Genomic DNA, 26,905 nt, shown 5'->3' on the forward strand with positions numbered 1-26,905 from the left:
GCTTTCATCTCGCGAGGGAGGGCGATAAGGTGAAGCGCGGCACAACAGAACGCAGGAGCGCAACATGCTGAAGGTCATTGCTGAAGATTTCATTCACCCGGAACACATTGACACCGTTATGCCGTGGTATCGCGAGCTGGTGGAGAAAACCCGGCAGGAGCCGCTGTGCATCAGTTATGAACTGTGCATTGACCAGCAGGATCCCGGGCACTTTATTTTTATCGAAAGCTGGCCGGATCGCGCGGCTCTCGAAGTGCATTGCCAGACCGAGCATTTCACCCGGCTGGTGCCGCAGATCAATCAGTATCAGCGCAAGCCTTGCACCTTCCTGTTTATGCAGGCGTTCCCTGAAACAGGCGATAAATAGGCGAAAAAATCCCCGCAGGGGGCGGGGTTAATGGCTTCTCAACACTATCTTGTTGTGATTAAAAAATAGGCTGATAATGATTTTCATTCCCTAGGAATGCTCTTAAATTAATCAATCTGGTGAATGATTTGCCGTCTGCTTTTCGCTGGCGGTTTTAATGGCGCGCAGCATGCGGCGTCTTATCAACCCACTGACCAGGCGAATTGCATACCAGTAGGGGGTAAACCGCCGCCGGCTGGCGTCGTCGGGGCAGAAGATGCGCGTTTCCGTCACCAGACGACAACGCCCGCCCTCGGGGGGACTCACGACATACCCCAGCGCCAGTTTGGCGACGCCAGGCTGAGCGAAGGCCTGAAAGTCCGCCCCGTCAGCGACCTTCACCAAACCGTATTCGGCCTGCCAAAACCGGCCGATCAGGCCATAGACCAACGCGGTTTCATCCTGCTCAAGCAGGCAAAAGTTATGCAGGCCAAACGGCGGAGGACGAGGCTTATCGCGTGGCATCAGCCGCGCGGGCAATTCGCGCAGCGCTATCATGCTACGGAAAAAACGATCGCGCTTGGGATCGTAAGCGGCCACGGCGTCCAGCACCCGCGATTGCGGCGCGGTGATGACGATCGTATGCCGCTCAGAGAACTGATATTGCCCGAGGTATTTATTCAACAGCGTCATGTTGTTCATGCTCTCGCCATTCGCTATGCAGCAGGGCGAAACCGAATTCATCACCCCATGCGCCTTTGAAAAACACGTTTTGCCGCCAACAGGCCTCACGGCGAAAGCCCAGCTTACTGAACAACGCGGCGGCGCGAAGATTACGCGCGTCTACCACGGCGGTAATGCGGTGTTTCGCCAGCGGCCCGAACAGCAGGGCGATGACGGCGCTTAGCGCCTCGCGCGCCTGTCCTTGCCGCTGATGAACCGGATCGAAGGTCACGCCCAGTTCAGCCTGACGCCCTTCATCGAAAAAATGCACCGCGACATCGCCCAGCAACGCGCCGTCCTCGCGGCGCTCGACCGCCAGTTGAAACCAGCTGTCATCACGGTTGAACGCGAGCCGCTGTTGCTGTGCGAAAAAGGCCTGCGCCTGTGCGGCGCTGTAGTCGCTCCAGCTCTGGTAGCGCGCCACGTCAGGATGGTTGCGGTAGGCGGTAAAGTGGGGCAGATCGTCGGCGGTGAACGGGCGCAAGATCAGTCTGGGGGTCAGCAGAGGCAAGTGGCGCATTATTTTTCCTTATCAGCGCATGAGGGCTACCGGCAGTGTAGCCCAGCGCCGAGAGGCGGGCTGCGTAAAATGAGCTGTGGCGGGGAGGCGCAGCGGGAAATGCCGGCTCAGGCAAGCCGGCAAGCAATAAAGGGGTTAACGACGAGCGGCCGCCTGACGCAGGCGTTCGACCGGCGCCTGCTGAAAATCGAACGATGGCGCCTCGCGCTGCGTCAGCCCCTGGCGCACGATGGCCTTCACGGCCAGGCTGGCGGCGAGATCCTTCCCGGCGATCTGCTCGGCGATGCGCAGCGCTTCTTCCCGGGCCGAGCCCTCGCTGATGCGGGAAATGGCGCCGTGTGACAGGGCCTCCCGCGCACCGACGGTTCTGCCGGTCAGCAGCCAGTCGAGGGCGACATAGGGAGAAACTCGCGCCGGCAAGCGCGCGCATCCGCCTTGCGCGGCGACCAATCCGAGCCCGGTTTCGGGGAAGCTGAAGCGCGCGTTCTGGCCGGCGACGATCAGATCGCAAGCCAGGGCGAGCTCAAAGCCGCCCCCGTAAGCGATGCCGTCAACGGCGGCGATGATCACCTTGGCGATCTGCGCATGGATCAGCCCCCCGAATCCCTCCGGCGTGACGATGGGCAGTTCGCCCTGTCGGAACGCGTTGACATCCATGCCGGCGGAAAATACCGCCGGCTGACCGGCCAGGACGATCGCGCGTATCGTATCGTCATTATCCGCCTGCCGCAGGTAACTGCGGATCAACTCGGCCATCTGCAGGTTGATGGCGTTCTTTTTCTCCGGCCGATTGAGGGTGATGACCGCAACCTGCGCGCCATAACGTTCGTAAAGCACCGGCGGTGATTCACTCATCGCTGGCCTCCCCGCGGAAAAAGATCAGCGTCAGCAGCAGGGCGATGGCGCCGAGCGGCAGCGAAAACAGCGGCAAATAGTGGGCCGGCAACGCGTAGAGCGTCAGGCCGCCCAGCATGCCGCCCGCCGCGATGCCGGCGTACAGCACCGAGCTGTTGAGCGACACGGTCAGCGCGCCAAAGCGTTTCGACAGCGACAACAGGTGATGCTGGATCGGCACCAGATACATCCAGCCGGTGATGCCCCAGACCAGAAAGATGGCCAGCACCCACCAGGGCGAGGTGACGTAAAAGGCCAGCAGGAACAGGGACAACGTCTGGATCGCCACGGAAAACAGCAGCACGAACTTGCTGCCGAAGGCATCGGTTAGCGCGCCGGAGGCAAAATTGCCGATCACCGCGCCAATGCCGAACACCAGCAGCGCGAGGGGCAGGATCGCCTGCGGGCCGAACTGGGTGTTTTTCAGCAATACGCTGACGTAGCTATACACGATGTGTTCCGAGCAAACGGCAAAAAAGGTGATCAGCAGCGTAGTCAGCACCGCCTTTTGCCGCAGCGGAGCGAGCCGCTCTTTCAGCGAATGCTTGCCCGGTGGCGCAATGGCGCGCAGCGCCAGCGAAAGGCCCAGCAGCGCAATCGCTCCCAGCAGGGCGATGAACAGAAAGATGTCGCGCCAGCCGATCAGTTTGGCGAGAAAGGTACCAAACGGAATGCCGAGCGCAATAGCCAACGTCATACCGCCATAGACGATGGAAATGGCCAGGCCGCGACGCTTTTCCGCCACCAGCCCCACCGCAGCGGCGGCGGCCTGTGGCGTGTAACAGGCCGCCCCCAATGCCGCCAGCACTCTGCCAAACGAGATCTGCAGGTAGCTGGTGGCCCAGGCGCAGGCTAGGTTGCCGGCGATGAACAGCACCAGCGCCAACTGCAGGATATGCTTGCGGTTGACGTTGCCGAGCAGCCAGGCGGTGAGGGGGGCGAACAGCATATAAGCCAGCGCGAATATCGATATCAACTGCCCCGCTTGCGCGGGGCTGACGGCAAATGTCGCGGAAATGTCGCTGAGCACGCCGGCGACGATAAAGGCGTCGGTGCCGATGGCGAAGGTGCCGGTCGCCATCAGACACAGCGTGACCAGATGGCCGTTATAATCCGCTAACTTCATCCCGCCCTCCGCAGATCGTTTACCGCCCAGACCCGGCTCAACGCCGCCAGGAAGGTCTCCACGTCGGCATGGGAATGCGCCGAGGTCGGCGTCACCCGCAGCCGCTCGCTGCCCGCAGGCACCGTCGGGGCATTGACCGGTTGCACGTAAATATCGTGCTCATCGAGCAGCACTTTACTGATGTGTTTGTTGCGATGGGGATCGCCGACCCGCAGCGGCAGGATATGGCTGTCTGCCGACACCAGCGGGATGCCGGCGGCGCGCAGGCCGGTCTTCAGGTGATCGACGATCGCCAGCAGGTGCTTGCGTTGGGTGTCGTGCTCGAGGTTGTATTTAAAGCTGGCCAACGCGGCGGCCACCACCGGCGCCGGCGACGAGGTGCTGAAGACGAATGCCGGCGCCCAGCTGCGCACGGCTTCCACCACCGAACGGGGCGCGGCGATATAGCCGCCCGCCGCACCGTAAGACTTGCCGAACCCGCCCTGGATAATGGTGATTTTATCCAACAGGCCCAGCTGTTCGGCATAGCCCAGCCCCCGTTCGCCATACACGCCGGCCGAATGAATTTCGTCGAGATAGGTCAGCGCCTGATACTGTTCCGCCAGCGCCACAATCTGCGCCAGAGGAGCAAAGTCACCGTCCATGGAATACAGCGACTCAAAGGCGATCAGCTTTGGCCGCGCCGGATCGGCGGCCTGCAGCAGCTCGGCGAGGTGCGCCACGTCGTTATGGCGGAAGATTTTTTTCTCCGCCTTGCTGTAGCGAATCCCGTAAATCATCGAGGCGTGATTCAGTTCGTCAGAGAACACGATCAGATCGGGAATGGCGTCGCACAGGGTGGACAAGGTGGCGTCGTTGGCGCCGAAGCCGGTGGTGAACAGCAGCGCCGACTCTTTGCCGTAGGCGCTGGCCAGCAGCGTTTCCAGTTCAGTGTGATAGACCGAGGTGCCGGAAATGCTGCGGGCGCCGCAGGTGCCTAACCCGACTCGGTTAACCGCGTCGGTGGTGGCCAGCAGCACTTTGGGGTGGTGGCTCATGGCCAGATAGTCGTTTGAGCACCAGACGTTGAGACGGCGCTCGCCTTGTTGCCCGTGGCTGGTGGCCCAGGGTTTGTCCTGTACGCCGCGTTCAAGGTTGAGGAACTCGCGAAAACGCCCCTGCTTTTTGGTTTCCGCCAACTTTTCTTCAAGAATGTTCAGTACGCTCATAGCATGTTCCTTGTGTTAAACGGCTTTAAGGTTTAATGACAGGCCCTGACCGACGCCGACGCACATTGTGACCAATGCGTTGCCGGCCTGCCGATCGCGTAATTCCAGCGCCGCCGACAGCACCAGGCGCGCGCCGGACATTCCCAGCGGATGGCCGAGCGCGATGGCGCCGCCGTTTGGGTTGACGCGCGCGTCGCCGGCGTCGATGCGCCAGTGTTTCAGCGCCGCCAGAACCTGCGCGGCGAAGGCTTCGTTAATCTCGATGATGTCGAAGTCGTTCAAGGTGAACCCGCCGCGCTGCAGTAAGCGCTCGGTGGAAGCGATCGGCCCCAGCCCCATCAGCGCCGGCGCGACGCCGGCGGCCGCGCTGTCGCCGATCTCCGCCAGCGGTTGCCAGCCCTGGCGTTTCACGTAGCGTCCGGAGGCCAGCAGCAGCGCGGCGGCGCCGTCATTGATGCCGGAAGCGTTGCCGGCGGTGACCGAACCGCCGGCGGCGAAGGCCGGTTTCAGCGCCTGCAACTGCTGCAGCGTGCTGAGCCGGGGGAATTCGTCCTGTGCGAATATGCGGGTGGTTTTACGATCCGCCGGCACATCCACGGGCGTGATTTCCCGCGCCAATCGACCACTGTCGATCGCCCGGCGGGCTTTTTGCTGCGAGCCCAACGCGAACAGATCCTGTTCCTCGCGTGAGATACCCTGCTGTTGGGCCACGTTTTCCGCCGTGATGCCCAGCGGATCGCTGCCGTAGCGTTCCGCCAGGCGCGGGTTGACAAAGCGCCATCCCAGCGTGGTGTCGTACAGCTTTACCCCCTTGTCGAACGGCGTTTCGCCCTTGCTCAGCACATAGGGCGCGCGGCTCATGCTTTCCACGCCGCCGGCCAGAATCAGTTCGCTGAGGCCGCTGCGGATTTTCGCCGCGGCGTAGATCACCGCATCCAACCCGGAGGCGCAAAGGCGGTTGAGGGTGATGGCCGGCACCGACTGATCCAACCCGGAAAGCAGCGTCGCCATGCGGGCGACGTTGCGGTTGTCTTCGCCGGACTGGTTGGCGCAGCCCAGCACCACTTCATCCAGATCCTGCTGCGCCGCCGGATGGCGCTGAAGCAGGCTGAGAATAATCGTCGCCGCCATATCATCGGGGCGGGTATGCGCCAGGCTGCCGCCATAGGCGCCGATCGCCGTGCGCGTGCCGTCGATCAGATAAACACCGTCATCTTTAATGCTCATCATGGATCCTTAAGGCGTGGTGGTCAGCGCCGGTTGGGCGGCGTGCAGAAGGGTGTAATGCGGCGCATAGCGCGCCGCGTGCAGCAATTGCGCCAGGTTGCTCAGCGTCGTCCTGACATTTTCCTCGCCGAGACGAGTGAGCCAGCCGAAAATGCCGTCGGCGTAGTTCACGCCGGCGACGGCGGCGACATCAATGTCTTCCCGGCTGCAGACGCCGCTTTCCACCATGATCACCGACTCGTTAATCAGGCTGCTGAGCACGCGGGCGACGATCAAGGCCGGGGAATCCTTGATAAATTCCACCTGCGGGATCGCGGTGTGCAGCAGGCGTAAAAACAGCGCCTTATTGGCCGCAGAGGCGTGGCGGCTATGCGCCGCCACCAGGTACGCCGTATCGCCGTAGTTCAGGGCGACATCGACGACAAAGGCGTCCGCCGCGGTCTGTTCGGCAAGCTGGTTTGCCGTGCGGCCATCGGTAACGCTGACGGTGAAAGCGTCATTGACCTGAATGGCGGCGCCCAGGCCCGGTAATGTCGGCCGTTGTTCCACGCGCAGCCGCGGCCATTGCAGGGCGGCCCGCTGCTGTAGCAGGGTAAAGAGAGGATGTTCACCGTAAATGCGTAGCGTCTCGACCTCCGCATCGACGGCGGCCGCAAGCGGCGGGGGAGATTCTTCGGCGGAGAAATAGGAGCGGCCGTTCTTTTTGCCCAACAGACCGGCATCGACCAGCGAGCGCTGCAGATGGCCCGGGGTATAGCGCGGATCGTACTGCATGTCCTGCCAAATTTGCCGGCTGACCTGATAGTTGATGTCCTGACCGATAAAATCGGTCAGCTCGAGCGGCCCCATGCGAAAGTGTCCGCCGGCTTTGAGGGCGCGGTCGATCTGCGGCGCACGCGCCACGTGTTCTTCCAACAGGCGGAACCCTTCCAGATAGTAGGGGCGGGCCATACGGTTGACGATAAATCCCGGCGTGGCCTGACAGACGACATCGCGTTTCCCTAACGCCGCCACCAGTTGACGGCAACGTTCGGTGGTGACCTGTGCGGTAAAATAGGCCGGAATGATTTCAATCAGCTTCATCAGCGGCGCGGGGTTGAAAAAGTGCAAACCGATAAAGCGTTCGCTGTGCGTCACCGCCGTCGCCAGCTTATTAAGCGACAGTGAGGAGGTATTGGTAGCGATCAGCGTGTCGGGCTTGACCGTCGCGGCGATGGCCGCCAGCACCTCGAGTTTGGCTTGCTCATGTTCTGCGATGGTTTCGATCACCAGATCGCTGTCGGCGATGACCCCAAATTCTGCGGAGAACGTCAGATTAGCCAGCACCGCGTCTTTGTCCTGCAGCGCGAGCTTGCCCTGTTCCACCTTTTTGTTCAGGTCTTGCACGATAGCGTCGCGAGCTTGATTGAGGGTATTGCCGTTGCGATTATAAAGCACCGTACGAATGCTTTTTTGCGCAAAAAGATAAGCGATGCCTCTGCCCATCGTTCCCGCGCCGATAATCGCAGCCGATTGAATTGCCGCATTACTTTCTGCCATAGAAAATCCCCGTCACTGTATGCCATGCGAAATTCGCAAATGCTTATTATCTCTTTGGATTTACGGCGGCACCGGGTGCCTGTGAGGAAAGTAATTGGCGGTGTCTTGGCTGTCTAACGGTAGAAATGACAGGTTTACCTGCAGACGGGGTTATGCTATTCGCGTAGTTTTGCGGCTCAGCCCAATAAAAAGGCTTATTCTGAGGGAAATAAACCGGGGAATAGCTTTTTTCGTTATAGCGTTCGTATTTTTTATTATATGAAACGGCTATTGGCGCCGGGCGGCGATATCCTATAGTGAGTCTGACCTATCGATAAATCGACATCGCTATTTGGAGAACCTGCGTTATGGATACCCGCACTCAACGGCTCATGGCGGAGGTGATTGGCAGTTTGACCGATCGCGAACGTTTTCTGACCCAACTGGGGCGCTGCGTCGAGGCGCTGGGTTTTGATTATTTCTCCTACATCGTTTTTTCCTGTTACCCGGCGAGCCGGCCAAAAATGCGGGTTGAAGGAACGTTTCCAGCGCGCTATCTCGAGGATTATCGGCGGCAGCGGGCATATTTGCAGGATCCTGTCATCGAGCGAGCCCACCATTCCACGCTGCAATTCCAGTGGGACGAAAGTTTTTATCACGAGCGGCCGGCGCTTTGGCAGCGCATGTCGCAGTTTGGTCTGCACACCGGGTGGTCGCAATCGGTCAAGGATTGCTATGGCCGCCTGGGGATCCTGACTTTTGCCGGCAAGGCGCTGCCGCAGCAAACGCCGCAGGCCGGCGCGGTGAATGAACTCTTTTTCCTTTGGCTGGCGCAAACCGCCCACAAAACGCTGCGTGAAGCGTTGATATCGGTGAACGACGAAGCGATAAAAGATGTGCTGACGCTGCGCGAGAAAGATATCTTGCGCTGGTGCAGCGAAGGCAAAACCGCGGAAGAGATCGCGCTGCTGATGGGTGTGAGTGAACGTACGATCAATTTCCATATCGGTAACTCGATTAAAAAACTTTCGGTCGCTAATAAGACCGCAGCCACCGCCAAAGCCGTTTATTTACAGCTGATTTAATTGCGAGAAATAAATAATTAATCGCCTATCAGTTAGCGGCGCGATGTTTATATTTTGTTAAATTAAGCATTGTCCTTATCAGTATTTACCTCCGATCACAAAAGCGTGATAAAGCGGTTCACCGCGCCCGTGCGCGGCAGTACTCTGTAGGCACCCGGTTTACATAGAAAGGATGTGATATGTACAAGACTATTTTAGTGCCGATAGATATTGAAGAGGATCTGTTGACCGAGCATGCGCTGAAGCATGTGGAATATTTGGCGAAGATGTCCGGCGCTAAAGTGCATTTTTTCCATGCGCTGCCGGATGCCTCGGCTTTTGTTACTGCCTATTCGTTCGGTCTCAAGGAGTTTGAGAATCAGGCGGAAGTGAAGGCGGTGGAGAAGCTGAAGAAAATCATGTCGGAAATCGATCTGCCGTTAGATCGCCTCAATTACACCGTCAGCTTTGGCTCTGCGCGCGATCAGGCGCTGGAACTGGCGGAAGAGATCGACGCCGATCTGATCATCATCGGTTCGCGTCGCCCGAGCGTGAAAACTTATCTGTTGGGCTCCAACGCCGCCGCCATCGTTCGCCATGCCAATATATCGGTGATGGTGGTTCGATAATCCTCCTTTAAGCCCGCCGTTTTCATGCGCGTTCTGCGGTCGCCGGTCGGCCGCAGAACGCAGGCTGCTTTATTGCCATCTCAGCCTGAGCTGCTACGATTTTAGCTGACGTTTTTTATGCCGACCGGGCCAGCGGCCTTGCGCATATTCTTTATTTCAGCCAGAAGAGGGGCAGCCATGCCATTAGAAGTCGATGGGATCATCAGAGGCGATCGAGGCAGTGAACCGAGCCATTGGCAACATACGCCAACCAAACCGCTTATCACGCTGACCTGGCATCACACCATCCCCTGGAACTGTTTACGCAATGTCTGGAATGGTCTGGTGGCTGGCGAGCATTGGAACGCGCTCGACGAGTTTATGAATCTGATCGGTGTGCCTAACCGCGCCGAGGTGCTCAAACAGATCAAGAATGAAAATCTGCAGGATCGCGATGGGTTACATACCCTGGTGACCTGGCAAGGCTGGAATATCGTCGAGGGGCCGGGTAACGAATATCGCGCGCAGGGTGACGATCCCGGTGAAAATTTCGACGACTGGTCCGGCAAAGGCATGAGCACGAATCAGCAAGCGACGCTGCAGCAGGTCAAAGTGTTGTATCAGGTGATGGCGCCGCTGGGAAGCCGCGCGCTGGACGCCGCCAGACAGGCGCCGAACATTACTGCGGAAGAAGCGAGCGTCTTGCAACGAACGATTAAACAGACCCGCCCAACGTTGCGCGGAAAGGAACCGATCCGGTGGCAAGAGGGCATGTGGCACAAAGTGCAACCTGGTAAAGAGGCGAAACATTTCGCCCAATGGGACAGCAAACCCGTATGGCGCAAGCGCCTGCACAGCGACTTGGCTCAGGCAGGCTAAACTTCGCCCCGCGCCGGATTGGCGGCGCGGGGGCATCAATTCGGCGCTAATCGCACAGCGCCGCTATCTCGTCGTACAGCGTCCTGGGGATTTCCACGCCGTATTGTTCGCTGTGGCGTCGTTGCCGATAGCGCCGCTCGCCGGGAATGCGTGCGCCTTGCGCTTGCATGTCGGCAAACATCGCCTCCGCGCTGGCGAAATACCGCTCCTTATCCGCGCCGAGAAAACGCTCGGGATCCAACGCGATGATCAGTTCACCGCCGTAGGGCGATGAACCGGTGCCGTCGTCATAGGCCAGCGACTCTTTGCTGGTCATGTCGCCGATCAGCGGCCCAGCCAACAATTCAACCATGGCCGCCAGCGCCGAGCCTTTATGGCCGCCGAAAGTCAGCATCGCGCCCTCCAACACGCTGGCGGCGTCGGTGGAGGGGTTGCCTGCCTTATCAATGCCCCAGCCTTCCGGCAGCGGGGTGCCGGCGCGGCGATGCAATTCGATTTCGCCGCGCGCCGCTGCGCTGGTGGCCATGTCGAACAAAAACGGCGGCCGAGCCGGGCGCGGCCAGCCGAAGGCGATGGGGTTGGTGCCGAATAGCGGGCGTGAACCGCCGGCCGGCGTCACCCAGGCGTGGCTGGGCGTGCAGGCTAAGGCCACTAAACCCTGTTCGGTCAGCGGTTCGATGTCGGCCCACAGCGCGGAGAAATGCACGCACTGGTTGATCGCCAGGGCGGCGATGCCGTTGGCGCGCACCTTATCGATAAAGGCCGGCAGAGCGGTGCGGTAGGCGAGCAGGGAAAAGGCGCCGCCGGCATCGGCGCGCAAGATGGCCGGCGCCTGGTCGAAGAGCCTGGGTTTCGCATCGGCAGAGACTTTGCCCGCCCGTAATGAGCGGACGCAGCCCAACAGCCGGTACAACCCGTGCGAAGCACAGCCGTCGCGCTCGCCCTGAATGACATTTTGCGCCACTGTCTCGGCATGCGCCTGATTGAAGCCGTTGCAGCGCAGTGCGCGTAGCGCCAGTTGATAAGCGTGTTCCAGCGACAAAACGTGCATGGTTGTCATTTCGATGTCCTCCCTGGGTCATTCTTCTTCATCGCCGATAAAATTGGCCTGGGGTAAACAGGTATAGGCGCCCCAGTAGTAAATCGCCAGCGCAATCACCGCCATGGTGAGGGTGTCCCACGGATGAGCAATAGCGCCGATGCCGCCGAAACTGCTGAGGTAGGAAAGCGCGATCGTCAGCGCATAGAAGACGATTAGCCACAGCGAGGACCAAATTTGCTGCCTGAGGCTAACGGCGTGGGTCGGCACCTGATTCTTGAACAGGATGTAGATGAAGAACATCAGTATCTGCAAGCCGAGCAGCCAGGAGACGGTGTCCCAGCCGGACCAGAAGACGATTAGCGCCGAAATGATAAATGACAGCGGGCCGAGCACGCAGAAACCGCGCACCCGGAACGGACGCGGCATATCGGGCGCATTGCGCCGCAGCCCGGCGGCGGTGACCGGGGCGATGGCGTAACTCAGCACCAGCGCGGCGGACACCACGCCGATCAGCTTTTCCCACGATGGGAACGGCAGCGTCCAGAAGACCGAGAGGGCGAAGGTGAGCCACAACGCCGGGCGCGGGATACCGGATTCACTATCCACCCGGGTGAACAGTTTGAAGAAGGTGCCAGCGCGCGCCCACCCGTAGATCACGCGAGGCGTAGCGTTCATGTAGATGTTGCCGGTGCCGCTGGGCGAAACGATCGCGTCGCTGACCACCAGAAACGCCAGCCATCCCATGCCGAGCGTGATGGCGATATCGCGGAAAGGCAGGGAAAACTGTTGGCTGATGCCGGCCCAGCCACCGCTCAGCATCTCGCTGGGGATACTGCCGAGAAACGCTATCTGCAGCAGCACATAGATGATGGTGGACAGCACTACCGACAGGATCAGCGCGATGGGAATGGTGCGCTGCGGTTTTTGCACCTCGCTGGCGACCGAAATGATCGGCGTCAGGCCGAGGTAGGCGAAGATGATGCCGCCGGCGGAAATGGCGGCTTCAACCCCGGCGGAGCCGAAGGGGGCAAAGCCCTGGCTGTGCAGGTTTTCCGGTTTGAAAAAGCTGAACAGCACCACGATCACCAACAGCGGTACCAGAAACTTCAGCACGCTGATGAGATTATTGGATTTGGCGAAGGTTTTGACGCTGTAGTAGTTGAGCGCGAAGAAAAAGCACAGCAGCGCCAACTGCACCAGCCAGCCGAGCGCTGTCGGATCGCCGGAACCCGGCTGGCTGAGGAGCGGGAACCAGGCGGCGGCGTACTGACGGGCGGCGACGACCTCGATAGCGATCAGGCTGGAGAAGGCGATCAGCGTGATAAACCCCAGCAGATAGCCCATCAATTCGCCGTGCGAGAACACCGGATAGCGAATGATGCCGCCGGCGCGCGGCAGGGCGGCGCCCAGCTCGCAGTAGACGATGCCCAGCAGCAGCACCGCCAGGCCGCCGATCAGCCAGGAATAGATGCCGGCGGGGCCGGCGACGGAGGAGACATGGCTGGCGGCGAACAGCCAGCCTGAGCCGAATATGGCGCCCAGACCGATGAACGTCAGATCGGTGAGCGTAAGCTGCTTCTTGAATTTGCCTTGGGTTGTCATGGTATTACCCTTTTGTTATTGAGTGGCAGGCAGATGCGGCCGGGCTAATGTTGGGCAGGTGAAACTATGGGATCTCGGGTGTAAACGCCGTTCACCAGCCGCAGCAGGTTGAGCGGGTTGGCGTCCTGCAGCGGCGGCGGCAGCAGCGCCGCCGGGGTGTTTTGCAGGCAGACCGGCCGCAGGAAACGCTCGATGGCCAGCGTGCCTACCGAGGTGCCGCGTGCGTCGCTGGTCGCCGGATAAGGGCCCCCGTGTACCATGGCGTCGCACACCTCTACCCCGGTTGGATACCCGTTGAACAGCACCCGGCCGGCTTTGCGCGTCAGCAATGCCGTCAGCCCGGCGGCCATATCGAGATCGCCGTCTTCCGCCAGCAGCGTGACGGTCAGCTGGCCTTGCAACGCCGCCAGCGCCGCATGCAGCTGCGCTTCGTTATCTACCGCCACCAGCACGCTGGCCGGGCCGAAGACCTCTGTTTGCAGCAGCGGATCGGCCTGCAGCAGCAATGTTTCCTCCGCCTGATAAAGCTGCGCCGCTGCCCGGTGGGGCAGAATCTCGCGCCCCCCCGCCAGATGCCGTATGTGCGGATGGGCATCGAGCGCGGCCAGCCCGCGCCGGTAGTGCTCCAGCGTGCCGGCATTCAGCATCGGCTGTGGGGGGGCGGCGTCGACCAATGCGCTCATCGTCGCGGCCAACCGTTCGAAGGCGACGCCGCGCAGCGCGACGATCACGCCGGGCTTGGTGCAAAACTGGCCACAGCCGAGCGTGAAGGAGGAGACCAGTTCCTGCGCGATGTGCTGCCCGCGCCGAGCCAACGCCTGCGGCAGGATCACGACCGGGTTAATGCTCGACATCTCGGCGAAGACCGGGATCGGCTGGGGACGCTGCGCGGCCAGATCGAACAGCGCCCGGCCGCCTTGCAGTGAGCCGGTAAACCCCACGGCCTGAATCGCCGGATGCTGCACCAGCTCGGCTCCTACACGGTTGCCGAAGATCATGTTGAAGACGCCGGCGGGCATGCCCATACGTTCCCTTGCGCGCTCGATCGCCTGAGCGGTCAGCTCGGCGGTGATCATATGGCCGCTGTGTGCCTTGAACACGACCGGGCAGCCGGCGGCGAGCGCGGCGGCGGTATCACCGCCCGCGGTGGAAAACGCCAGCGGAAAGTTGCTGGCGCCGAACACCGCCACCGGACCGAGCGCCGTGCGATATTGACGCAGATCGGGACGCGGCAGAGGAGAACGCAGCGGCAACGCGCAGTCGATGCGCACGCCCTCGACGTCGCCGCGTCGCAGCAGCGTGGCGAACAGCCGCATCTGGCCGCTGGTTCTGGCGCGTTCGCCGCTTAACCGCGCCGGCGGCAGGGCGGTTTCCTGCATGGCGAAGGCGAAGAAGGTCTCATCCAACGCGTCCAGCTCCTCGGCGATGGCGTCGAGAAAACTCGCGCGTTGTTCGGCGCTGCATTGCGAATAGGGATCAAAGGCCGCCGCGGCGGCTTCGGCGGCGGCGGCGGTTTCTGCCGCCGTAGCCTGGTGGAAGCGGTAGCCGGTCGGCTGACCGTCGTCGGCGCGCAGGCTGAGCAGCGCCGCTTCTCCCGTAGCACGGCGCTGGCCGCCGATAAATTGTTGGCCGCTGATGGCGGCATCGCGAGCGTTGGGCATGGGTCCCCCTGGTAGAGAAAGTGCGCCGCCCGGCGTGGCCGGGCGGCGAAGGCGTTATAGGCCGACGTCCGGCAGCGCGGGACGAGTGGCCAGCGCTTTATCGATCACGGCGTTGATTTCGGAGAGCGTTTCCCCCTGCAGCGCCAGACGCGGCGGGCGAGTGATGGCGCTGCCGCGGCCGACCCGCTGTTCGCACAGCTTGATGCATTGCACCAGATCGGGGCGGGCATCGAGATGCAGCAGCGGCATGAACCAGCTGTACAGCGCCAGCGCTTCCTCATAGCGTTTTTCCTTCGCCAGACGGAACAGGGTTTCCCCTTCGCGCGGGAAAGCGTTGGACATGCCAGAGATCCAGCCTTGCGCGCCGACGGCGATGCTCTCCAGCACCACATCATCCAATCCGGCGAACAGTACGAAGCGATCGCCGACTTCGTTGCGCAGATCGATAAAGCGGCGGGTGTCGCCCGACGAGTCTTTGAAACACACGATGTTCTCGCAGTCGACCAGTGAGGTCAGGATGTCGGGCGTGACGTCATTTTTGTAAATGGGAGGGTTGTTGTAGACCATGATCGGCAGATCGGTAGCGCCGGCGACGCTGCGAAAGTGCGCGGCGGTTTCGTGCGGCTTGGCGGAGTAGACCAGCGCCGGCATCACCATAATGCCGTCGACGCCGGCCTTTTGCGCTTCACGCGCCATGTTTTGCGCGAAGGCGGTGGTGAATTCGGCGATGCCGGCGATCACCGGCACTTGGCCGTCGGCGGCGTCCCTTGCCACTTCGATCACCGCCAGCTTTTCCTGTACCGTCATCGAGGTGTTTTCACCGACGGTGCCGCAGACGACCAGGCCGGAGACGCCGTCGCGCACCAGGTTTTTGATCACCGTATGCGTGGCGTCGAGGTCCAGAGAAAAATCGTTGCGAAACTGGGTCGTCACCGCCGGGAATACGCCGCTCCAGCTTAGGGTTTTATGGCTCATCGTGTTTGTCCTGTCGTCCGAAAGTGTTAATAAAAAGTGAATCTTTGGTGAGGCTCACCGACAGATTGACCGGTATTGCACAGGGAGGCTTGACGCTTTTCGCCGATTGCTGCGACGAAATTGGCACAATGGCGCCGGAAAGCGGGCATGCAGAAATCGGGCGCCGGTGCGCCATAAAGAATGATTTTAATGCGGTAAATCAGCGAATTAAGCGGAAAGCGTCAGGCGGAAATCGCGCGGCGTGGAACCGGTCATCGCTTTGAACTGACGGCTGAAGGCGCTGTGATCGGTATAGCCGCACTGCAGCGCGATGTCGGTGATCGGCAGCTCGCCCGCCAGCAGTTCCGTGGCCTTTTCCAGCCGCACTTTGTGGATCATCTGGCGCGGAGTGAGGTGGAAGATACGTTTGCAGTAGCGTTCTATCTGCGCCACCGATAACCCGGTCAACGCCGTCAGCTCCTCGAGCGCGATCGGCCGGGCGTAGTGGCGGCGGATGTATACGTCGATCGCGGCCAGCCGTTGGTAAGCCGGATGATTGGCTTTGGCCTCTTGCAGATCGTGTGAAATGCCCGCCATTCCGATGATTTTTCCCTGCGCATCGTACAGCGCCAGCTTTTGCGTCAGGCACCAGCCGGTTTCACGGCCGTTGTACAGGTGCATTTCCAGCTGATCCTGGATCAGCACGCCGTGGCGCAATACCCGCAGATCTTGCTCGGTGTAGCCGGATCCGAGCTGCGCGGGGAAAACGTCGGCGGACGTCTTGCCCAGCAGCGGCGCGACGGTCTTGAAGCCGCAGCGCCTGGCCAGCGTCAGGTTGGCCAACAGGTAGCGCGCCTGGGCGTCTTTGATAAAGAACACCACATTGGGAATCGCGTTCAGCAACGGCGCGATCAGCGCCAGCGTATTGAGCAGATCGCGCAGGTTGTTCGGACGCTGCTGCGCCAGCCCGTCGCACAGGCGCGACAAATGTTCGACGGCGAAAACGTCCTCCTGATCCGGCAGCTCCACCAGGGCAGGCGGTGAGGGAGAAATCTGATGTTGATGGTCTGAAATGGATCGCATAGCAGTCCCTTTTCGGTCGTTAGCCGGAAAAACAGGCGGCCAGGTTGGCGCTTTCGCATCAATATTAACTTTTTTGTAACGAATCAAGCGCTATTTCCGGCTGGCTACCAAATATGCGGATCGCCGCATACTTTTGCCGGACGGCGCGCGGCGGTTGCTTGAAAACTGCGGCATTTCTCGCTACGCGGTGGTTTAGCATGAAAGTAACGTCATGATAAATAAGTTATTGTTATGGTTGCGTTAAACGTATGCCCGTGATGGGCCAGGCTAGCCTGTCGTCATTGTGCTGATTTCTTCATTCGCCACGCCGAAACGCATCAAGCCGTCATGCGCGCATTCGTTCAGGCTAACGCCATTGGTAACATCTCATTAACCCTGGAGACGCCGATGGCACTTTCTGCGCATATCACCGCTTTGCGGGCGATCGATTCTCATACCGGCGGGGAGCCGACCCGGCTGATCGTCGAAGGCTTCCCCGACCTTGGCGAAGGCTGCATGGCGGAACGGCGGGCGCATTTCGCGCAACATTATGACGATTGGCGCTGCGCGGTGATGCTCGAACCCCGCGGCAATGACGTGTTGGTGGGGGCGTTGCTGTGTCGGCCTTGTTCGCCGCAGGCTACCGCCGGGGTGATCTTTTTCAACAACACCGGTTATCTGGGCATGTGCGGCCACGGCACTATCGGGCTGATTGCTTCGTTGGCGCATCTCGGGCGCATCCGCGCCGGGCGTCATCTGATCGAGACCCCGGTCGGCCCGGTGAACGCCACGCTGCATGATGACGGCAGCGTTACCGTAGAGAACGTGGCGGCTTATCGTTATCGCCACCAGGTGCGAGTTGAGGTGGCCGGTTACGGCCCGGTGACGGGGGACATTGCCTGGGGGGGAAACTGGTTTTTCCTCATCGGCGAGTCGCCGTTGACCATCGATAAACATAATCTGGAGGCGCTGACCGCGTTCACCTGGGCGGTCCGGCAGGCGCTTGAACAGGCGGGCATTCGTGGCGAAGACGGCGAGGCGATCGACCATATCGAGCTGTTCGGTGACGATCCGCAGGCCGACAGCCGCAGCTTCGTGCTGTGCCCCGGCAAAGCCTACGATCGATCGCCGTGCGGCACCGGCACCAGCGCCAAGCTGGCGTGTCTGGCGGCGGACGGCAAACTGGCGCCCGATATGCACTGGCGCCAGGCCAGCGTCATCGGCAGCGAATTCCTGGCTTATTACCGCTGGAACGGCGAGCGCATCACCCCCTTTATTCGTGGGCAGGCTTATGTATGCGCCGATAGCCAACTGCTGCTCGACGAACGCGATCCTTTTGTCTGGGGCATACGCTGATGGGCGGCGGACGGGGAGTTGATGCCATCGTGGTGGGTGCCGGCATCATCGGCGCCGCCTGCGCCTGGCGGTTGGCGCGGGAGGGGTACCGCGTCTCGGTGGTGGACGACTGTCGCGCCGGCGCCACCGCCGCCGGCATGGGGCACTTGGTATGCATGGACGACAACCCGGCCGAGCTGGCGTTGAGCGCTTATTCGCTGCGGTTATGGCGTGAAGTGACGGGCCGGATGCCGCAAGCCTGCGCCTGGCGCGGCTGCGGAACGCTGTGGTTAGCGGAGCAAGCGAATGAAATGGCCATCGCCGAACAGAAGCGGACGCGGCTGGCGGAGCAGGGCGTGGCGGCGGAACTGCTGACGGCGGAGCAGGTTGCCGCCATGGAGCCGATGCTGCGGCAGGGGCTTGCCGGTGGGCTGCGGGTGCCGGGCGACGGCATTTTGTATGCGCCGCACGCGGCGCGTTGGCTGTTGGCCGACGCTGGCGCGGCGATCGATGTGGTGCAGGGTGAAGCGATCGCGCTGGACGAGGCGGCGGTGCGGTTGGCGGACGGCAGAGAGCTGGCGGCGCCGGTGGTCGTCTTGGCCTGCGGCCTGCGGGCCAATGATTTGTTGTCGCAGCCGTTGCTGCGTGCCAAGAAGGGCCACCTGGCGATCACCGATCGTTATCCGCCGCGGGTGCGGCATCAGTTGGTGGAGCTGGGGTATGGCGCCAGCGCGCATGCCAGCGACGGCGCCTCCGTGGCGTTCAATGTGCAGGCGCGGCCCACCGGGCAATGGCTGATCGGTTCTTCCCGCCAGTTCGATTCCGTCGATTCGTCATTGGATATGCCGCTGCTGGCGGCGATGCTCATGCGCGCGCAGCATTTCTTGCCCGCACTGGCGCAGCTGAACATCATTCGCTGTTGGACCGGGCTGCGCGCCGCCTCTGCCGATGGATTGCCGCTGTTGGGCGCGCATCCGCGGCATACCTGGTTGTGGTTGGCGTTGGGGCATGAGGGACTGGGCGTCACGACCGCCCTCGGCAGCGCCGCGCTGCTTGCCGCGCAGATCGGCCGGCAGGCGCCGGAGATTGACGATTCCCCGTATTTGGCGTCGCGGGCGTTTGCCGCCGAGGAGCTGTCCGTATGAAAGAGAAGCAAAACACGCTCGCGTTGAGCATCGACGGTAAACCTTACCGGGTGCCGGTTGGCATCAGCGTTGCCGCGGCGCTCAGTTTGTGCGGCGGGGATCATTGCCGATTGTCGATTTCACGCCAGCCGCGCGCACCATTTTGCGGCATGGGCGTTTGTCAGGAGTGCCGGGTAACCATTAACGGTCTGCGCCGCCTGGCGTGCCAGACGTTGTGCCAATCCGGCATGCGGATTGAGAGGAGCGATGATGAGTGACTTCGATTGCGAGGTGCTGATCGTCGGCGCCGGGCCGGCCGGCATGGCGGCAGCGCTGGCGGCGGCGGAAAACGGGGGGCAGATACGGGTGATCGATGATAATCCGCACCCCGGTGGGCAAATCTGGCGTGATGGGCCGCAGGTGGCTTTGCCTGAAGCGGCGAGACGATATCGGCAGGCGATGGCGGCGCGGGAAAATATTGTGCTGCACTCCGGCTGCAAGCTGGTGGCGCAGTGTGGCGCTAACCGATTGGCGTATGAAGACGCTGAAGGCTGCGGCGTGATTCGCTATCAAAAGCTGATTCTATGCAATGGCGCCCGTGAACTGCTGCTGCCGTTTCCTGGCTGGACGTTGCCGGGAGTGAGCGGCGCCGGTGGTCTACAGGCGCAAATCAAGCAGGGGCTGGCGATCCGCGGCGAGCGGGTGGTGATAGCCGGCAGCGGTCCGTTGCTGTTGGCGGTGGCGAAAAGTGTGAAACAGGCCGGTGGCGAGGTCGTGCTGGTCGCGGAACAGGCGGCGCTGCGGCGATTGGCGGCATTCGCCGGCGGCCTGTGGCGTTGGCCGTCCAAGCTGCGTCAGTCGTTTTCTCTGATTCAGCCTCATTACCGTGCCGATAGCCGAGTATTGGCGGCATTGGGGCAAGAGCGTTTGACGTCAGTGCGCGTCGGCAACGGCGGGCGGGAAAGTACGGTGGCCTGCGACAGGCTGGCCTGCGGCTTCGGTTTGGTGGCGAATATTGAACTGGCGATGCTGCTGGGATGCCGGATCGCACACGACGCCGTCGCGGTGGATTATTGGCAGCAAACCAGCCAGGCGCAAATTTATGCCGCCGGGGAGTGTACCGGTATCGGCGGCAGTGAACTGGCGCTCACCACCGGCGCCATCGCCGGTTATGCCGCCACCGGGCAAAAGGCAAAAGCCGAATCCCTGACGGCGCAGCGGCGGCGATGGCGGCGTTTCGCCACGTCGACAGCGGCCGCTTTTGCGCTTGATGAACGCATGAGTTATCTGGCCAAACCGCAGACGCTGCTGTGCCGCTGCGAAGACGTCACGCTGGAACAGGTATGCCATCAACCTGACTGGAACACGGCCAAGCTGAGCAGCCGCTGTGGTATGGGAGCCTGTCAGGGCAAGGTTTGCGCGACGGCGGCGCGGCACCTGTTGGGGTGGCCTTTGCCGCCGCCACGCGCCCCTTTAACGCCGGTGCGGACGGAAACGCTGGTTGCTCTGGGAAGGCATTGCAGCGACGACGATAATTGATGGGGCATCGCGGCAGTGGCGTTTCAGTCCAAATCGATTTCGCTGCATCACCACTGCGGCCAATAGTAGGTTTTCTCTCGCCAGCCCTTGCCGTACATACAAGCCTCGATGGTGGCGTTTCGGGCTGACTGATTGCGATCGGTCTGTACCGTTTTGATCGACGGCTCTTTGTCATAGCGATATCCCGATGGACAATCTTTCTTATTCTTCTCGCAAGGGATGTATTTGTTTTCGTAGCTGAACTCTACGTCCCGCACGACGTCTGGCGGGAAGCGATCGTAGCCCCGACTGCGGCATTCGGCATATTCGGCATTTCGGGTGCTCTCAACTGCGCCGGGTCTTTCCCATTGGGTACAGGCAGTCATCATCAATAACGGCAAAACAATCAAACAACGGTAATTCTTCATGGTGTCCCTAACTCTTCCTCTATCCTGGTGATCACTGACTAGGAATCTTCCCAACCAGCGATGCGAAAAAGTGTAATCAACTGACGACACAATTGGAAATGATAATGGTTATTGTTTAGGTGTGATTGAGGCAACGGCACCCTGAAATGCGCCGTCGGCGATAGGGGAGAGGCTTACAAGGGGCAGATCTGACGATGAGAGTGTGTGGGCAGAGCGATTTTATATCTTTTCTCTTTTTGCTGCATGGCTTGGTCATTATCTCAGCGTTATGAGAGGGAAGAACAGTATGCAAGCTAAGTATTTTCTTATCCTGTTTAAATGGAATTTTGAATTAAGATATTTACCCATGGCCAAGTTTTAATGCACGGTATTAATGCTCTATTTTTTTATTTCTGTTTTTTTATTGTGCCTTTATTTTCGGAATTCTTCCATTAAATACTTTTTAGTTACAGGGAATTCATTTGCATTTTAAATTTGGATTTTTTAAATTCAGCTCAGATGAGGGATAACCGTTAGCGACAGGTTCAAAAAAGGAGTTTATTTTGTCTGGGATAAAGAAAACGCCTGAAAGCCATGGCGGTTTGCCTTCACCATCAGGGGATTATGATAATTTTAAGCACCTTTCCGATGTTGGCACCGTGTTGGGATATGGGCGAACTCGCTTTTATCAGTGGTGCCGCGGACGCGGATTTCTAACGCCGATGAATGTTCCTTCGCATGAAATGCTCAGTCTGGGATATATGGTGGCAGTGCTGTCAGAGACCGGTCATACCCGGGTTTACGTCACGCCGGATGGCTTCAGCTACGTCAGTGACGCGTTTGCGGCAGATATCCAACGCGGCATGGTAAAGTTTTAAATTTTTAAAAATCGCCTTTATTTCAAGGTCTTTAATACAGAATCTTCTTATCCGGAAAGACGCGCAGGGCGATGAGTAGGAAGTTATCCGATTTTTTCGTCTTTGCGACATGAAGGCTACTGACAGCAGCTATTCTCTTGTTACGATAAGCATTATTTTTTTCAGGAGCCAAGGATGAAGCATTACGCCGCGTTGTTGTTCGCCTCTGCACTGTTGACGGGATGTGCGACCCAAGCCGTACCACCGCAACAGGCTGAATTACCGCCCCCAAGCCGTCTGATGCTTTATCAGAATATCCCGGATACGCCATACGCCACGGTGGTGGTGGTGCGCGACAGTGGAATGCTGGCGGGTAGCTGCCGCACCGGCGTTTATGTGAATGGGGAGTTCGCCGCTTCGCTGGGCGCGAAAGAAAAAGCGGAGTTTCGCGTGCCGCCGGGCAATACTTCGGTGAGCATCGGGCAAGATATGATAGAGAACTCTCTGTGTATTTGGCGAGATACCAGCGGCAGCGTGCCGATGACGCTGCGCGCCGGTGAAAGCCGCTATCTGCGGATCGCCGGCGATCGGCAGCGAGGCTTCGTTTTGCAGGCAGGGCGGCCGTAACCGCCCAGGCAAGGGCGTTAACGTCCTTGCCACCATCCCCACAGCGTAATTAATAGCCACGCCGCCGCAATCCAGCACAGTACCGCCGCACCCAACGCTAACGACAGCCGCAGACTGTTAATCAGGAAATACAGCGAAATCAAATACACCAGATAGGGCAACACCGCCCACATGCCGAAAATCAGCGTCGTTTTCAGTGCCGCTATTGAACGTTCGCTGCCGACAACATAATGCGCAATCAAAGCGAAAGTGGGGAAGAGCGGGACTAAACCGGCGATATAATAGTTGCGCGTTTTGGCCAGCAGGCCGATCAGAACCACGACCAGCGCGCCTATCAGCGCTTTGACAAGGATGCCCATAACGGTCTCGGGTGTCGGGGGAAAGCCAACACACTGCCCGAAAGCCTGAGCAGAATCAATGGCGTATTGCGTAGTGCGGGGAAAAACAGACCCGCATGAATCGCGGGTCTGAGCGGCAACGTTTACTGGCGGTAAGCGTGCTTGATTTGCTGAATGCTGTTCTTGAAGATTTCCGCCTGAGTCGGATCTTCAATCTGGGCGATGAAACGTTCCATGTTGATGATGACTTTCCCGGCATCGGCCTGGCCGATCGACTTCAGGATCAGCGTCAGCGTGGCTTTGAGGCAGGCAACCTCGGTCGCCAAGATCTCCGGGTTTGCAGACGTAGTGAAATCAACGTTGCTCATTTTCTCTCCTGATTTTTGAGGCCGTAGCCTGATACAAGCTGCTTTAGCGCACTGCGCGCGGACTATAGGCAAGTTGCCCACGCACGGCGGCGAATTTAACTGGGCGCGGAGTATAGCATAGCATGCGTCAGCCATCTGCACCGGGCTTGCTCTGGCGGCGCTGGTGGGTGAAGTTTGCTCATTGCACGTCCGGGTCATCCATTGTCGGCCAGTTATTTCGAGGCGGTTAACAAGTATTTGCCCGGCTCGTTATTGTTGAACAATCGGGGTTATTATAATTATTAGGGGCGGGTGGCACTGATTTTGCCGGCGTTGGTCGGTAATAATAGTTTTGTACGCTGGCTGTCAGGCTCGCGTTGGCCGCGGCTTTAAATATCAAATGATTACAAACAGCCAACAGCCGTGTTAATATTATTCATGTCGTGATTGCTTACACAGATTTCTCCCTCGCGGCATGATTGTCGCGCTATCCTGTGTCTGACGCAGCGCGACGAAATTATTTTCGTCGCTCGATCTTTTCTGACGTGACGATTTATCGGCGGCATAGACGGCTAAAATTGAAAAATCAGCTATGCTCCGCAAAGTTATTCGGAAGTATGTATTAATCTGTGTTCATTCTTGTCTGAAAAACAAGTAATATCTCTGGCGAAAACAGAGGCTGATTGCGTTACTCCCTTTTTTTGGAGAATTTTCCTTGATTAGCGTTCTTCTTGTTGATGACCACGAACTGGTGCGCGCAGGGATACGACGCATTCTTGAAGATATCAAAGGTATAAAAGTTGTCGGTGAGGCCCAGTGCGGTGAAGACGCCGTAAAATGGTGCCGTGGCAACGCTGTCGATATCGTGCTGATGGACATGAATATGCCGGGCATTGGCGGGCTGGAAGCCACGCGCAAGATTGTGCGTTATGCACCCGACGTCAAAGTCATCATGCTGACTATCCATACCGAAAATCCCTTGCCCGCGAAGGTGATGCAGGCGGGGGCCGCCGGCTACCTGAGCAAGGGCGCCGCGCCGCAGGAAGTGATTAACGCCTTGCGTTCCGTGCATGCGGGGCAGCGCTACATCGCGTCTGACATCGCCCAGCAAATGGCTCTGAGCCAGCTGGAGCCGCAGGCCGAAACGCCGTTCAGCTGCCTGTCTGAGCGCGAGCTGCAGATCATGTTGATGATCACCAAAGGCAAAAAAGTGAATGAGATCTCGGAGCAACTGAGTCTCAGCCCGAAAACGGTGAACAGTTACCGTTACCGTATGTTCAGCAAATTGAATATCAGCGGCGACGTCGAACTGACCCACCTGGCCATCCGACATGGATTGTTCAATGCGGAGACGTTGTTAAGCAGTGAATGACCGTTTTGATGCCAAAGCTTTCCTGAGTACCGTCACCAGCCAACCTGGCGTCTATCGTATGTATGACGCCACTGGCACGGTGATCTATGTCGGTAAAGCCAAAGACCTGAAAAAACGTCTCGCCAGCTATTTTCGGCAGCAGGTCAGCAGCCGTAAAACCGAAACGCTGGTTAAAAATATCGCGCAAATAGACGTAACGGTTACCCATACCGAAACAGAAGCGCTGTTGTTGGAACATAACTACATTAAATTGTACCAACCGCGATATAATGTTCTTTTGCGAGACGATAAATCTTATCCGCTGATTTTTCTCAGCGCCGATACCCATCCCCGTTTAGCGGTGCATCGCGGCGCCAAACACGCCAAGGGCGAATATTTCGGTCCTTTTCCCAACTCTTACGCCGTGCGCGAAACGTTGGCGCTGCTGCAGAAGCTGTTCCCGATCCGCCAGTGCGAAAACAGCGTGTACCGCAACCGCTCGCGCCCGTGTCTGCAGTATCAGATCGGCCGCTGCCTGGGCCCTTGCGTCGCCGGCCTGGTGAGTGAAGAAGAGTACCGGCAACAGGTGGACTACGTGCGGCTGTTTCTTTCGGGCAAAGATCAACAGGTGTTGCACCAGCTGATTGCCCGCATGGAAGAAGCCAGCAAGCTGCTCAATTTCGAAGAGGCGGCGCGCATACGCGATCAAATTCAGGCCGTGCGCCGCGTTACCGAGCGGCAGTTCGTCTCGGGCGACAGTGACGATCTGGATGTCATCGGCGTGGCGTTCGACGCCGGTATGGCATGCCTGCACGTGCTGTTCATCCGTCAGGGCAAGGTGTTGGGCAGCCGCAGCTATTTCCCTAAGGTGCCGGGCGGTACGGATATGAGCGAAGTGGTGCAGACTTTCGTCGGCCAATTTTACCTGCAGGGCAGCCAGGCGCGCACGCTGCCCGGCGAGATCCTGTTGGATTTCAGCTTGCCGGAAAAGGACCTGCTCGCAGAATCGCTCTCCGAGTTGGCGGGGCGCAAGATCCAAATTCAAAGCAAGCCGCGCGGCGACCGCGCCCGTTATCTGAAGCTGGCCCGCACCAACGCGGCAACGGCGTTGACCACCAAGCTTTCGCAACAGTCGACGATCCATCAGCGGCTGGCGGAATTGGCCAAGGTGCTGAATCTGGCGGAAATCAACCGTATGGAATGCTTCGACATCAGCCATACCATGGGCGAACAGACCGTAGCTTCGTGCGTGGTGTTCGACGGAAACGGCCCGGTGCGTTCGGAGTATCGGCGCTACAATATTAGCGGCATCACCCCCGGCGATGACTACGCGGCGATGACGCAGGTGCTGAAACGCCGTTACGGCAAAGCGCTGGAAGAGAAAAAAATCCCGGATGTCATTTTCATCGACGGCGGCAAAGGGCAGCTCGGCATGGCGATCGACGTGTTCAACTCGCTGAACGTCACCTGGGACAAGAATAAACCGTTGCTGATCGGCATCGCCAAAGGCGCCGATCGCAAGGCCGGGTTAGAAACGTTGTTCTTCGTGCCGGAAGGCGAAGGGATTTCGTTGCCGCCGGATTCGCCGGCGCTGCATGTGATCCAACACATCCGCGATGATTCACATAATCATGCGATTACCGGTCACCGGCAGAGAAGGGCGAAAGTCAGAAATACCAGCGCACTGGAACTGATTGAGGGCGTAGGGCCGAAACGGCGCCAGGTGCTGTTGAAGTATATGGGCGGACTGCAACCTTTGTTGAACGCCAGCGTGGAGGAAATTGCAAAAGTGCCGGGTATTTCACAAGCATTGGCAGAAAAGATCTACAATGCATTGAAACACTGAGGGCAATGTAGCAACATACTCTTAATTTCCACTTTAGCCAGATAGTTACCGTAGCATTATGCAATTGAATATACCGACTTGGCTTACCCTGTTTCGCGTAGTTCTGATCCCATTCTTTGTGCTGGCGTTTTACCTGCCGTTCAGCTGGGCTCCGATGGTTTGCGCCGTTATCTTTGTGTTTGCCGCTGTCACCGACTGGTTTGACGGTTTCCTGGCGCGCCGCTGGAAACAAACGACGCGCTTCGGGGCGTTTTTGGATCCGGTCGCGGACAAAGTGATGGTGGCGGTAGCGCTGGTGCTGGTGGCGGAGCACTACCACAGCTGGTGGATCACGCTGCCGGCGGCCACCATGATCGCCCGCGAAATCATCATTTCGTCGCTGCGCGAGTGGATGGCGGAAATTGGCAAACGCAGCAGCGTGGCGGTGTCCTGGATCGGCAAAGTGAAGACCATGGCGCAGATGATGTCGCTGGTGGGCTTGCTGTGGCGCCCGGATCGCTCTGTGGAATATGTGGCGATCGGCTTGCTGTATATTGCGGCGGTGCTGACTTTCTGGTCGATGTTCCAATATTTGAACGCGGCGCGTAACGATTTGCTGGAACCGTGATCGATACGCTGCAAAAAGCGGCAAACGATCGTGGTGGGCCAACAATTTTATTGACTCATCACGTCAGGTAAGTAGAATGCATCGCATCAGACGACAACGATGAATTGCAAAAGA

The 26,905-nt window shown here is 59.3% G+C and carries 28 protein-coding genes; 13 read left to right on the forward strand and 15 right to left on the reverse strand.

Annotated features, from left to right (window positions below; genetic code table 11):
- The first annotated feature begins 64 nt into the window (after positions 1–64).
- Positions 65–367, forward strand: a complete 303-nt coding sequence (locus ACORQT_RS08790) for a putative quinol monooxygenase (protein ID WP_033633403.1) — start codon at positions 65–67, stop codon at positions 365–367.
- Between the two features lie 111 nt (positions 368–478).
- Here the strand turns inward: ACORQT_RS08790 and ACORQT_RS08795 are convergent, their stop codons facing one another.
- The 7 genes from ACORQT_RS08795 to ACORQT_RS08825 form a co-directional block, all read right to left on the reverse strand.
- Positions 479–1,048: a hypothetical protein gene (locus ACORQT_RS08795; protein ID WP_232091350.1), complete on the reverse strand. Its 570-nt coding sequence runs from the start codon at positions 1,046–1,048 to the stop codon at positions 479–481.
- On the reverse strand, positions 1,023–1,589 hold the full coding sequence (locus tag ACORQT_RS08800; RefSeq protein WP_089191484.1) for a GNAT family N-acetyltransferase: 567 nt from the start codon (positions 1,587–1,589) through the stop codon (positions 1,023–1,025). The genes ACORQT_RS08795 and ACORQT_RS08800 overlap by 26 nt, the downstream gene beginning before the upstream one ends.
- Positions 1,590–1,724: 135 nt before the next feature.
- Positions 1,725–2,444, reverse strand: coding sequence for an enoyl-CoA hydratase-related protein (locus ACORQT_RS08805; protein WP_033650705.1), 720 nt, complete (start codon positions 2,442–2,444; stop codon positions 1,725–1,727).
- Positions 2,437–3,609, reverse strand: coding sequence for an MFS transporter (locus ACORQT_RS08810; protein ID WP_164057169.1), 1,173 nt, complete (start codon positions 3,607–3,609; stop codon positions 2,437–2,439). Before ACORQT_RS08810 ends, ACORQT_RS08805 begins: the two co-directional genes overlap by 8 nt.
- Entirely contained in the window at positions 3,606–4,817 is a 1,212-nt protein-coding gene (gene hemA, locus ACORQT_RS08815; RefSeq protein WP_042784152.1) for a 5-aminolevulinate synthase, read from the reverse strand. Before hemA ends, ACORQT_RS08810 begins: the two co-directional genes overlap by 4 nt.
- Positions 4,818–4,832: 15 nt before the next feature.
- Complete coding sequence (locus ACORQT_RS08820) at positions 4,833–6,044, reverse strand: acetyl-CoA C-acyltransferase (RefSeq protein ID WP_164057168.1); 1,212 nt, start codon at positions 6,042–6,044, stop codon at positions 4,833–4,835.
- 9 nt (positions 6,045–6,053) lie between these two features.
- Positions 6,054–7,583, reverse strand: coding sequence for a 3-hydroxyacyl-CoA dehydrogenase NAD-binding domain-containing protein (locus tag ACORQT_RS08825; RefSeq protein ID WP_101453301.1), 1,530 nt, complete (start codon positions 7,581–7,583; stop codon positions 6,054–6,056).
- Between the two features lie 347 nt (positions 7,584–7,930).
- On the opposite strand from ACORQT_RS08825, the gene ACORQT_RS08830 reads away from it, so the two are divergent.
- The 3 genes from ACORQT_RS08830 to ACORQT_RS08840 all read left to right on the forward strand — a co-directional run bounded on the left by ACORQT_RS08830 (position 7,931) and on the right by ACORQT_RS08840 (position 10,113).
- Positions 7,931–8,647, forward strand: a complete 717-nt coding sequence (locus ACORQT_RS08830; RefSeq protein WP_047024917.1) for an autoinducer binding domain-containing protein — start codon at positions 7,931–7,933, stop codon at positions 8,645–8,647.
- Positions 8,648–8,826: 179 nt separating this feature from the next.
- On the forward strand, positions 8,827–9,255 hold the full coding sequence (locus ACORQT_RS08835; RefSeq protein WP_033642623.1) for a universal stress protein: 429 nt from the start codon (positions 8,827–8,829) through the stop codon (positions 9,253–9,255).
- A 177-nt stretch (positions 9,256–9,432) separates the two neighbouring features.
- The gene (locus tag ACORQT_RS08840; protein WP_033642624.1) at positions 9,433–10,113 is read left to right on the forward strand and encodes a hypothetical protein; all 681 of its coding nucleotides are present in this window, start codon (positions 9,433–9,435) and stop codon (positions 10,111–10,113) included.
- Between the two features lie 46 nt (positions 10,114–10,159).
- Here ACORQT_RS08840 and ACORQT_RS08845 read toward each other — a convergent pair whose 3' ends face one another.
- From ACORQT_RS08845 to ACORQT_RS08865, 5 genes are all read right to left on the reverse strand, one after another.
- Complete coding sequence (locus tag ACORQT_RS08845; RefSeq protein ID WP_164057167.1) at positions 10,160–11,173, reverse strand: Ldh family oxidoreductase; 1,014 nt, start codon at positions 11,171–11,173, stop codon at positions 10,160–10,162.
- 18 nt (positions 11,174–11,191) lie between these two features.
- Positions 11,192–12,757: an APC family permease gene (locus ACORQT_RS08850; protein WP_444859361.1), complete on the reverse strand. Its 1,566-nt coding sequence runs from the start codon at positions 12,755–12,757 to the stop codon at positions 11,192–11,194.
- Positions 12,758–12,801: 44 nt separating this feature from the next.
- Positions 12,802–14,418 (reverse strand): aldehyde dehydrogenase (NADP(+)), encoded by a 1,617-nt coding sequence (locus tag ACORQT_RS08855; RefSeq protein ID WP_164057165.1) that lies wholly within the window; start codon positions 14,416–14,418, stop codon positions 12,802–12,804.
- Between the two features lie 54 nt (positions 14,419–14,472).
- Entirely contained in the window at positions 14,473–15,393 is a 921-nt protein-coding gene (locus tag ACORQT_RS08860) for a dihydrodipicolinate synthase family protein (RefSeq protein WP_072627915.1), read from the reverse strand.
- A 207-nt stretch (positions 15,394–15,600) separates the two neighbouring features.
- Positions 15,601–16,455, reverse strand: coding sequence for an AraC family transcriptional regulator (locus tag ACORQT_RS08865; protein ID WP_033642629.1), 855 nt, complete (start codon positions 16,453–16,455; stop codon positions 15,601–15,603).
- 387 nt (positions 16,456–16,842) lie between these two features.
- Between ACORQT_RS08865 and ACORQT_RS08870 the strand changes: the two genes are divergently transcribed.
- The 4 genes from ACORQT_RS08870 to ACORQT_RS08885 are packed head-to-tail and all read left to right on the forward strand — an operon-like array spanning position 16,843 to position 20,432.
- Positions 16,843–17,790: a 4-hydroxyproline epimerase gene (locus ACORQT_RS08870; RefSeq protein WP_072627914.1), complete on the forward strand. Its 948-nt coding sequence runs from the start codon at positions 16,843–16,845 to the stop codon at positions 17,788–17,790.
- Positions 17,790–18,914 carry an NAD(P)/FAD-dependent oxidoreductase gene (locus ACORQT_RS08875; RefSeq protein WP_072627913.1) on the forward strand — a complete coding sequence of 375 codons (1,125 nt, stop codon included), beginning with the start codon at positions 17,790–17,792 and terminating at the stop codon, positions 18,912–18,914. Before ACORQT_RS08870 ends, ACORQT_RS08875 begins: the two co-directional genes overlap by 1 nt.
- Complete coding sequence (locus tag ACORQT_RS08880) at positions 18,911–19,171, forward strand: (2Fe-2S)-binding protein (protein ID WP_072627912.1); 261 nt, start codon at positions 18,911–18,913, stop codon at positions 19,169–19,171. Before ACORQT_RS08875 ends, ACORQT_RS08880 begins: the two co-directional genes overlap by 4 nt.
- Positions 19,164–20,432 carry an NAD(P)/FAD-dependent oxidoreductase gene (locus ACORQT_RS08885; protein WP_042784164.1) on the forward strand — a complete coding sequence of 423 codons (1,269 nt, stop codon included), beginning with the start codon at positions 19,164–19,166 and terminating at the stop codon, positions 20,430–20,432. Before ACORQT_RS08880 ends, ACORQT_RS08885 begins: the two co-directional genes overlap by 8 nt.
- 47 nt (positions 20,433–20,479) lie before the next feature.
- Here ACORQT_RS08885 and ACORQT_RS08890 read toward each other — a convergent pair whose 3' ends face one another.
- Complete coding sequence (locus tag ACORQT_RS08890; RefSeq protein ID WP_033642634.1) at positions 20,480–20,839, reverse strand: hypothetical protein; 360 nt, start codon at positions 20,837–20,839, stop codon at positions 20,480–20,482.
- A 542-nt stretch (positions 20,840–21,381) separates the two neighbouring features.
- On the opposite strand from ACORQT_RS08890, the gene ACORQT_RS08895 reads away from it, so the two are divergent.
- Positions 21,382–21,696: a hypothetical protein gene (locus tag ACORQT_RS08895; RefSeq protein WP_033642635.1), complete on the forward strand. Its 315-nt coding sequence runs from the start codon at positions 21,382–21,384 to the stop codon at positions 21,694–21,696.
- A gap of 174 nt (positions 21,697–21,870) precedes the next feature.
- The gene (locus ACORQT_RS08900) at positions 21,871–22,302 is read left to right on the forward strand and encodes a hypothetical protein (RefSeq protein WP_033642636.1); all 432 of its coding nucleotides are present in this window, start codon (positions 21,871–21,873) and stop codon (positions 22,300–22,302) included.
- A 17-nt stretch (positions 22,303–22,319) separates the two neighbouring features.
- Here the strand turns inward: ACORQT_RS08900 and ACORQT_RS08905 are convergent, their stop codons facing one another.
- Positions 22,320–22,661, reverse strand: a complete 342-nt coding sequence (locus ACORQT_RS08905; RefSeq protein WP_025302360.1) for a GlpM family protein — start codon at positions 22,659–22,661, stop codon at positions 22,320–22,322.
- Positions 22,662–22,783: 122 nt separating this feature from the next.
- Positions 22,784–23,008: a DUF2594 family protein gene (locus ACORQT_RS08910; protein WP_004927950.1), complete on the reverse strand. Its 225-nt coding sequence runs from the start codon at positions 23,006–23,008 to the stop codon at positions 22,784–22,786.
- A gap of 694 nt (positions 23,009–23,702) precedes the next feature.
- Here ACORQT_RS08910 and uvrY point away from each other — a divergent pair.
- From uvrY to pgsA, 3 genes are read left to right on the forward strand one after another with little or no spacing between them, the layout of a single operon-like run.
- Entirely contained in the window at positions 23,703–24,359 is a 657-nt protein-coding gene (gene uvrY / locus ACORQT_RS08915) for a UvrY/SirA/GacA family response regulator transcription factor (RefSeq protein ID WP_004927947.1), read from the forward strand.
- Complete coding sequence (gene uvrC / locus ACORQT_RS08920) at positions 24,352–26,184, forward strand: excinuclease ABC subunit UvrC (protein ID WP_071845073.1); 1,833 nt, start codon at positions 24,352–24,354, stop codon at positions 26,182–26,184. Before uvrY ends, uvrC begins: the two co-directional genes overlap by 8 nt.
- Positions 26,185–26,242: 58 nt before the next feature.
- Positions 26,243–26,791: a CDP-diacylglycerol--glycerol-3-phosphate 3-phosphatidyltransferase gene (gene pgsA / locus ACORQT_RS08925; RefSeq protein ID WP_033642639.1), complete on the forward strand. Its 549-nt coding sequence runs from the start codon at positions 26,243–26,245 to the stop codon at positions 26,789–26,791.
- Positions 26,792–26,905 lie beyond the last annotated feature (114 nt).

It is taken from the genome of Serratia sp. (in: enterobacteria) (assembly GCF_052400455.1).
In the GTDB taxonomy this organism is placed as follows: Bacteria; Pseudomonadota; Gammaproteobacteria; order Enterobacterales; family Enterobacteriaceae; genus Serratia; species Serratia ureilytica.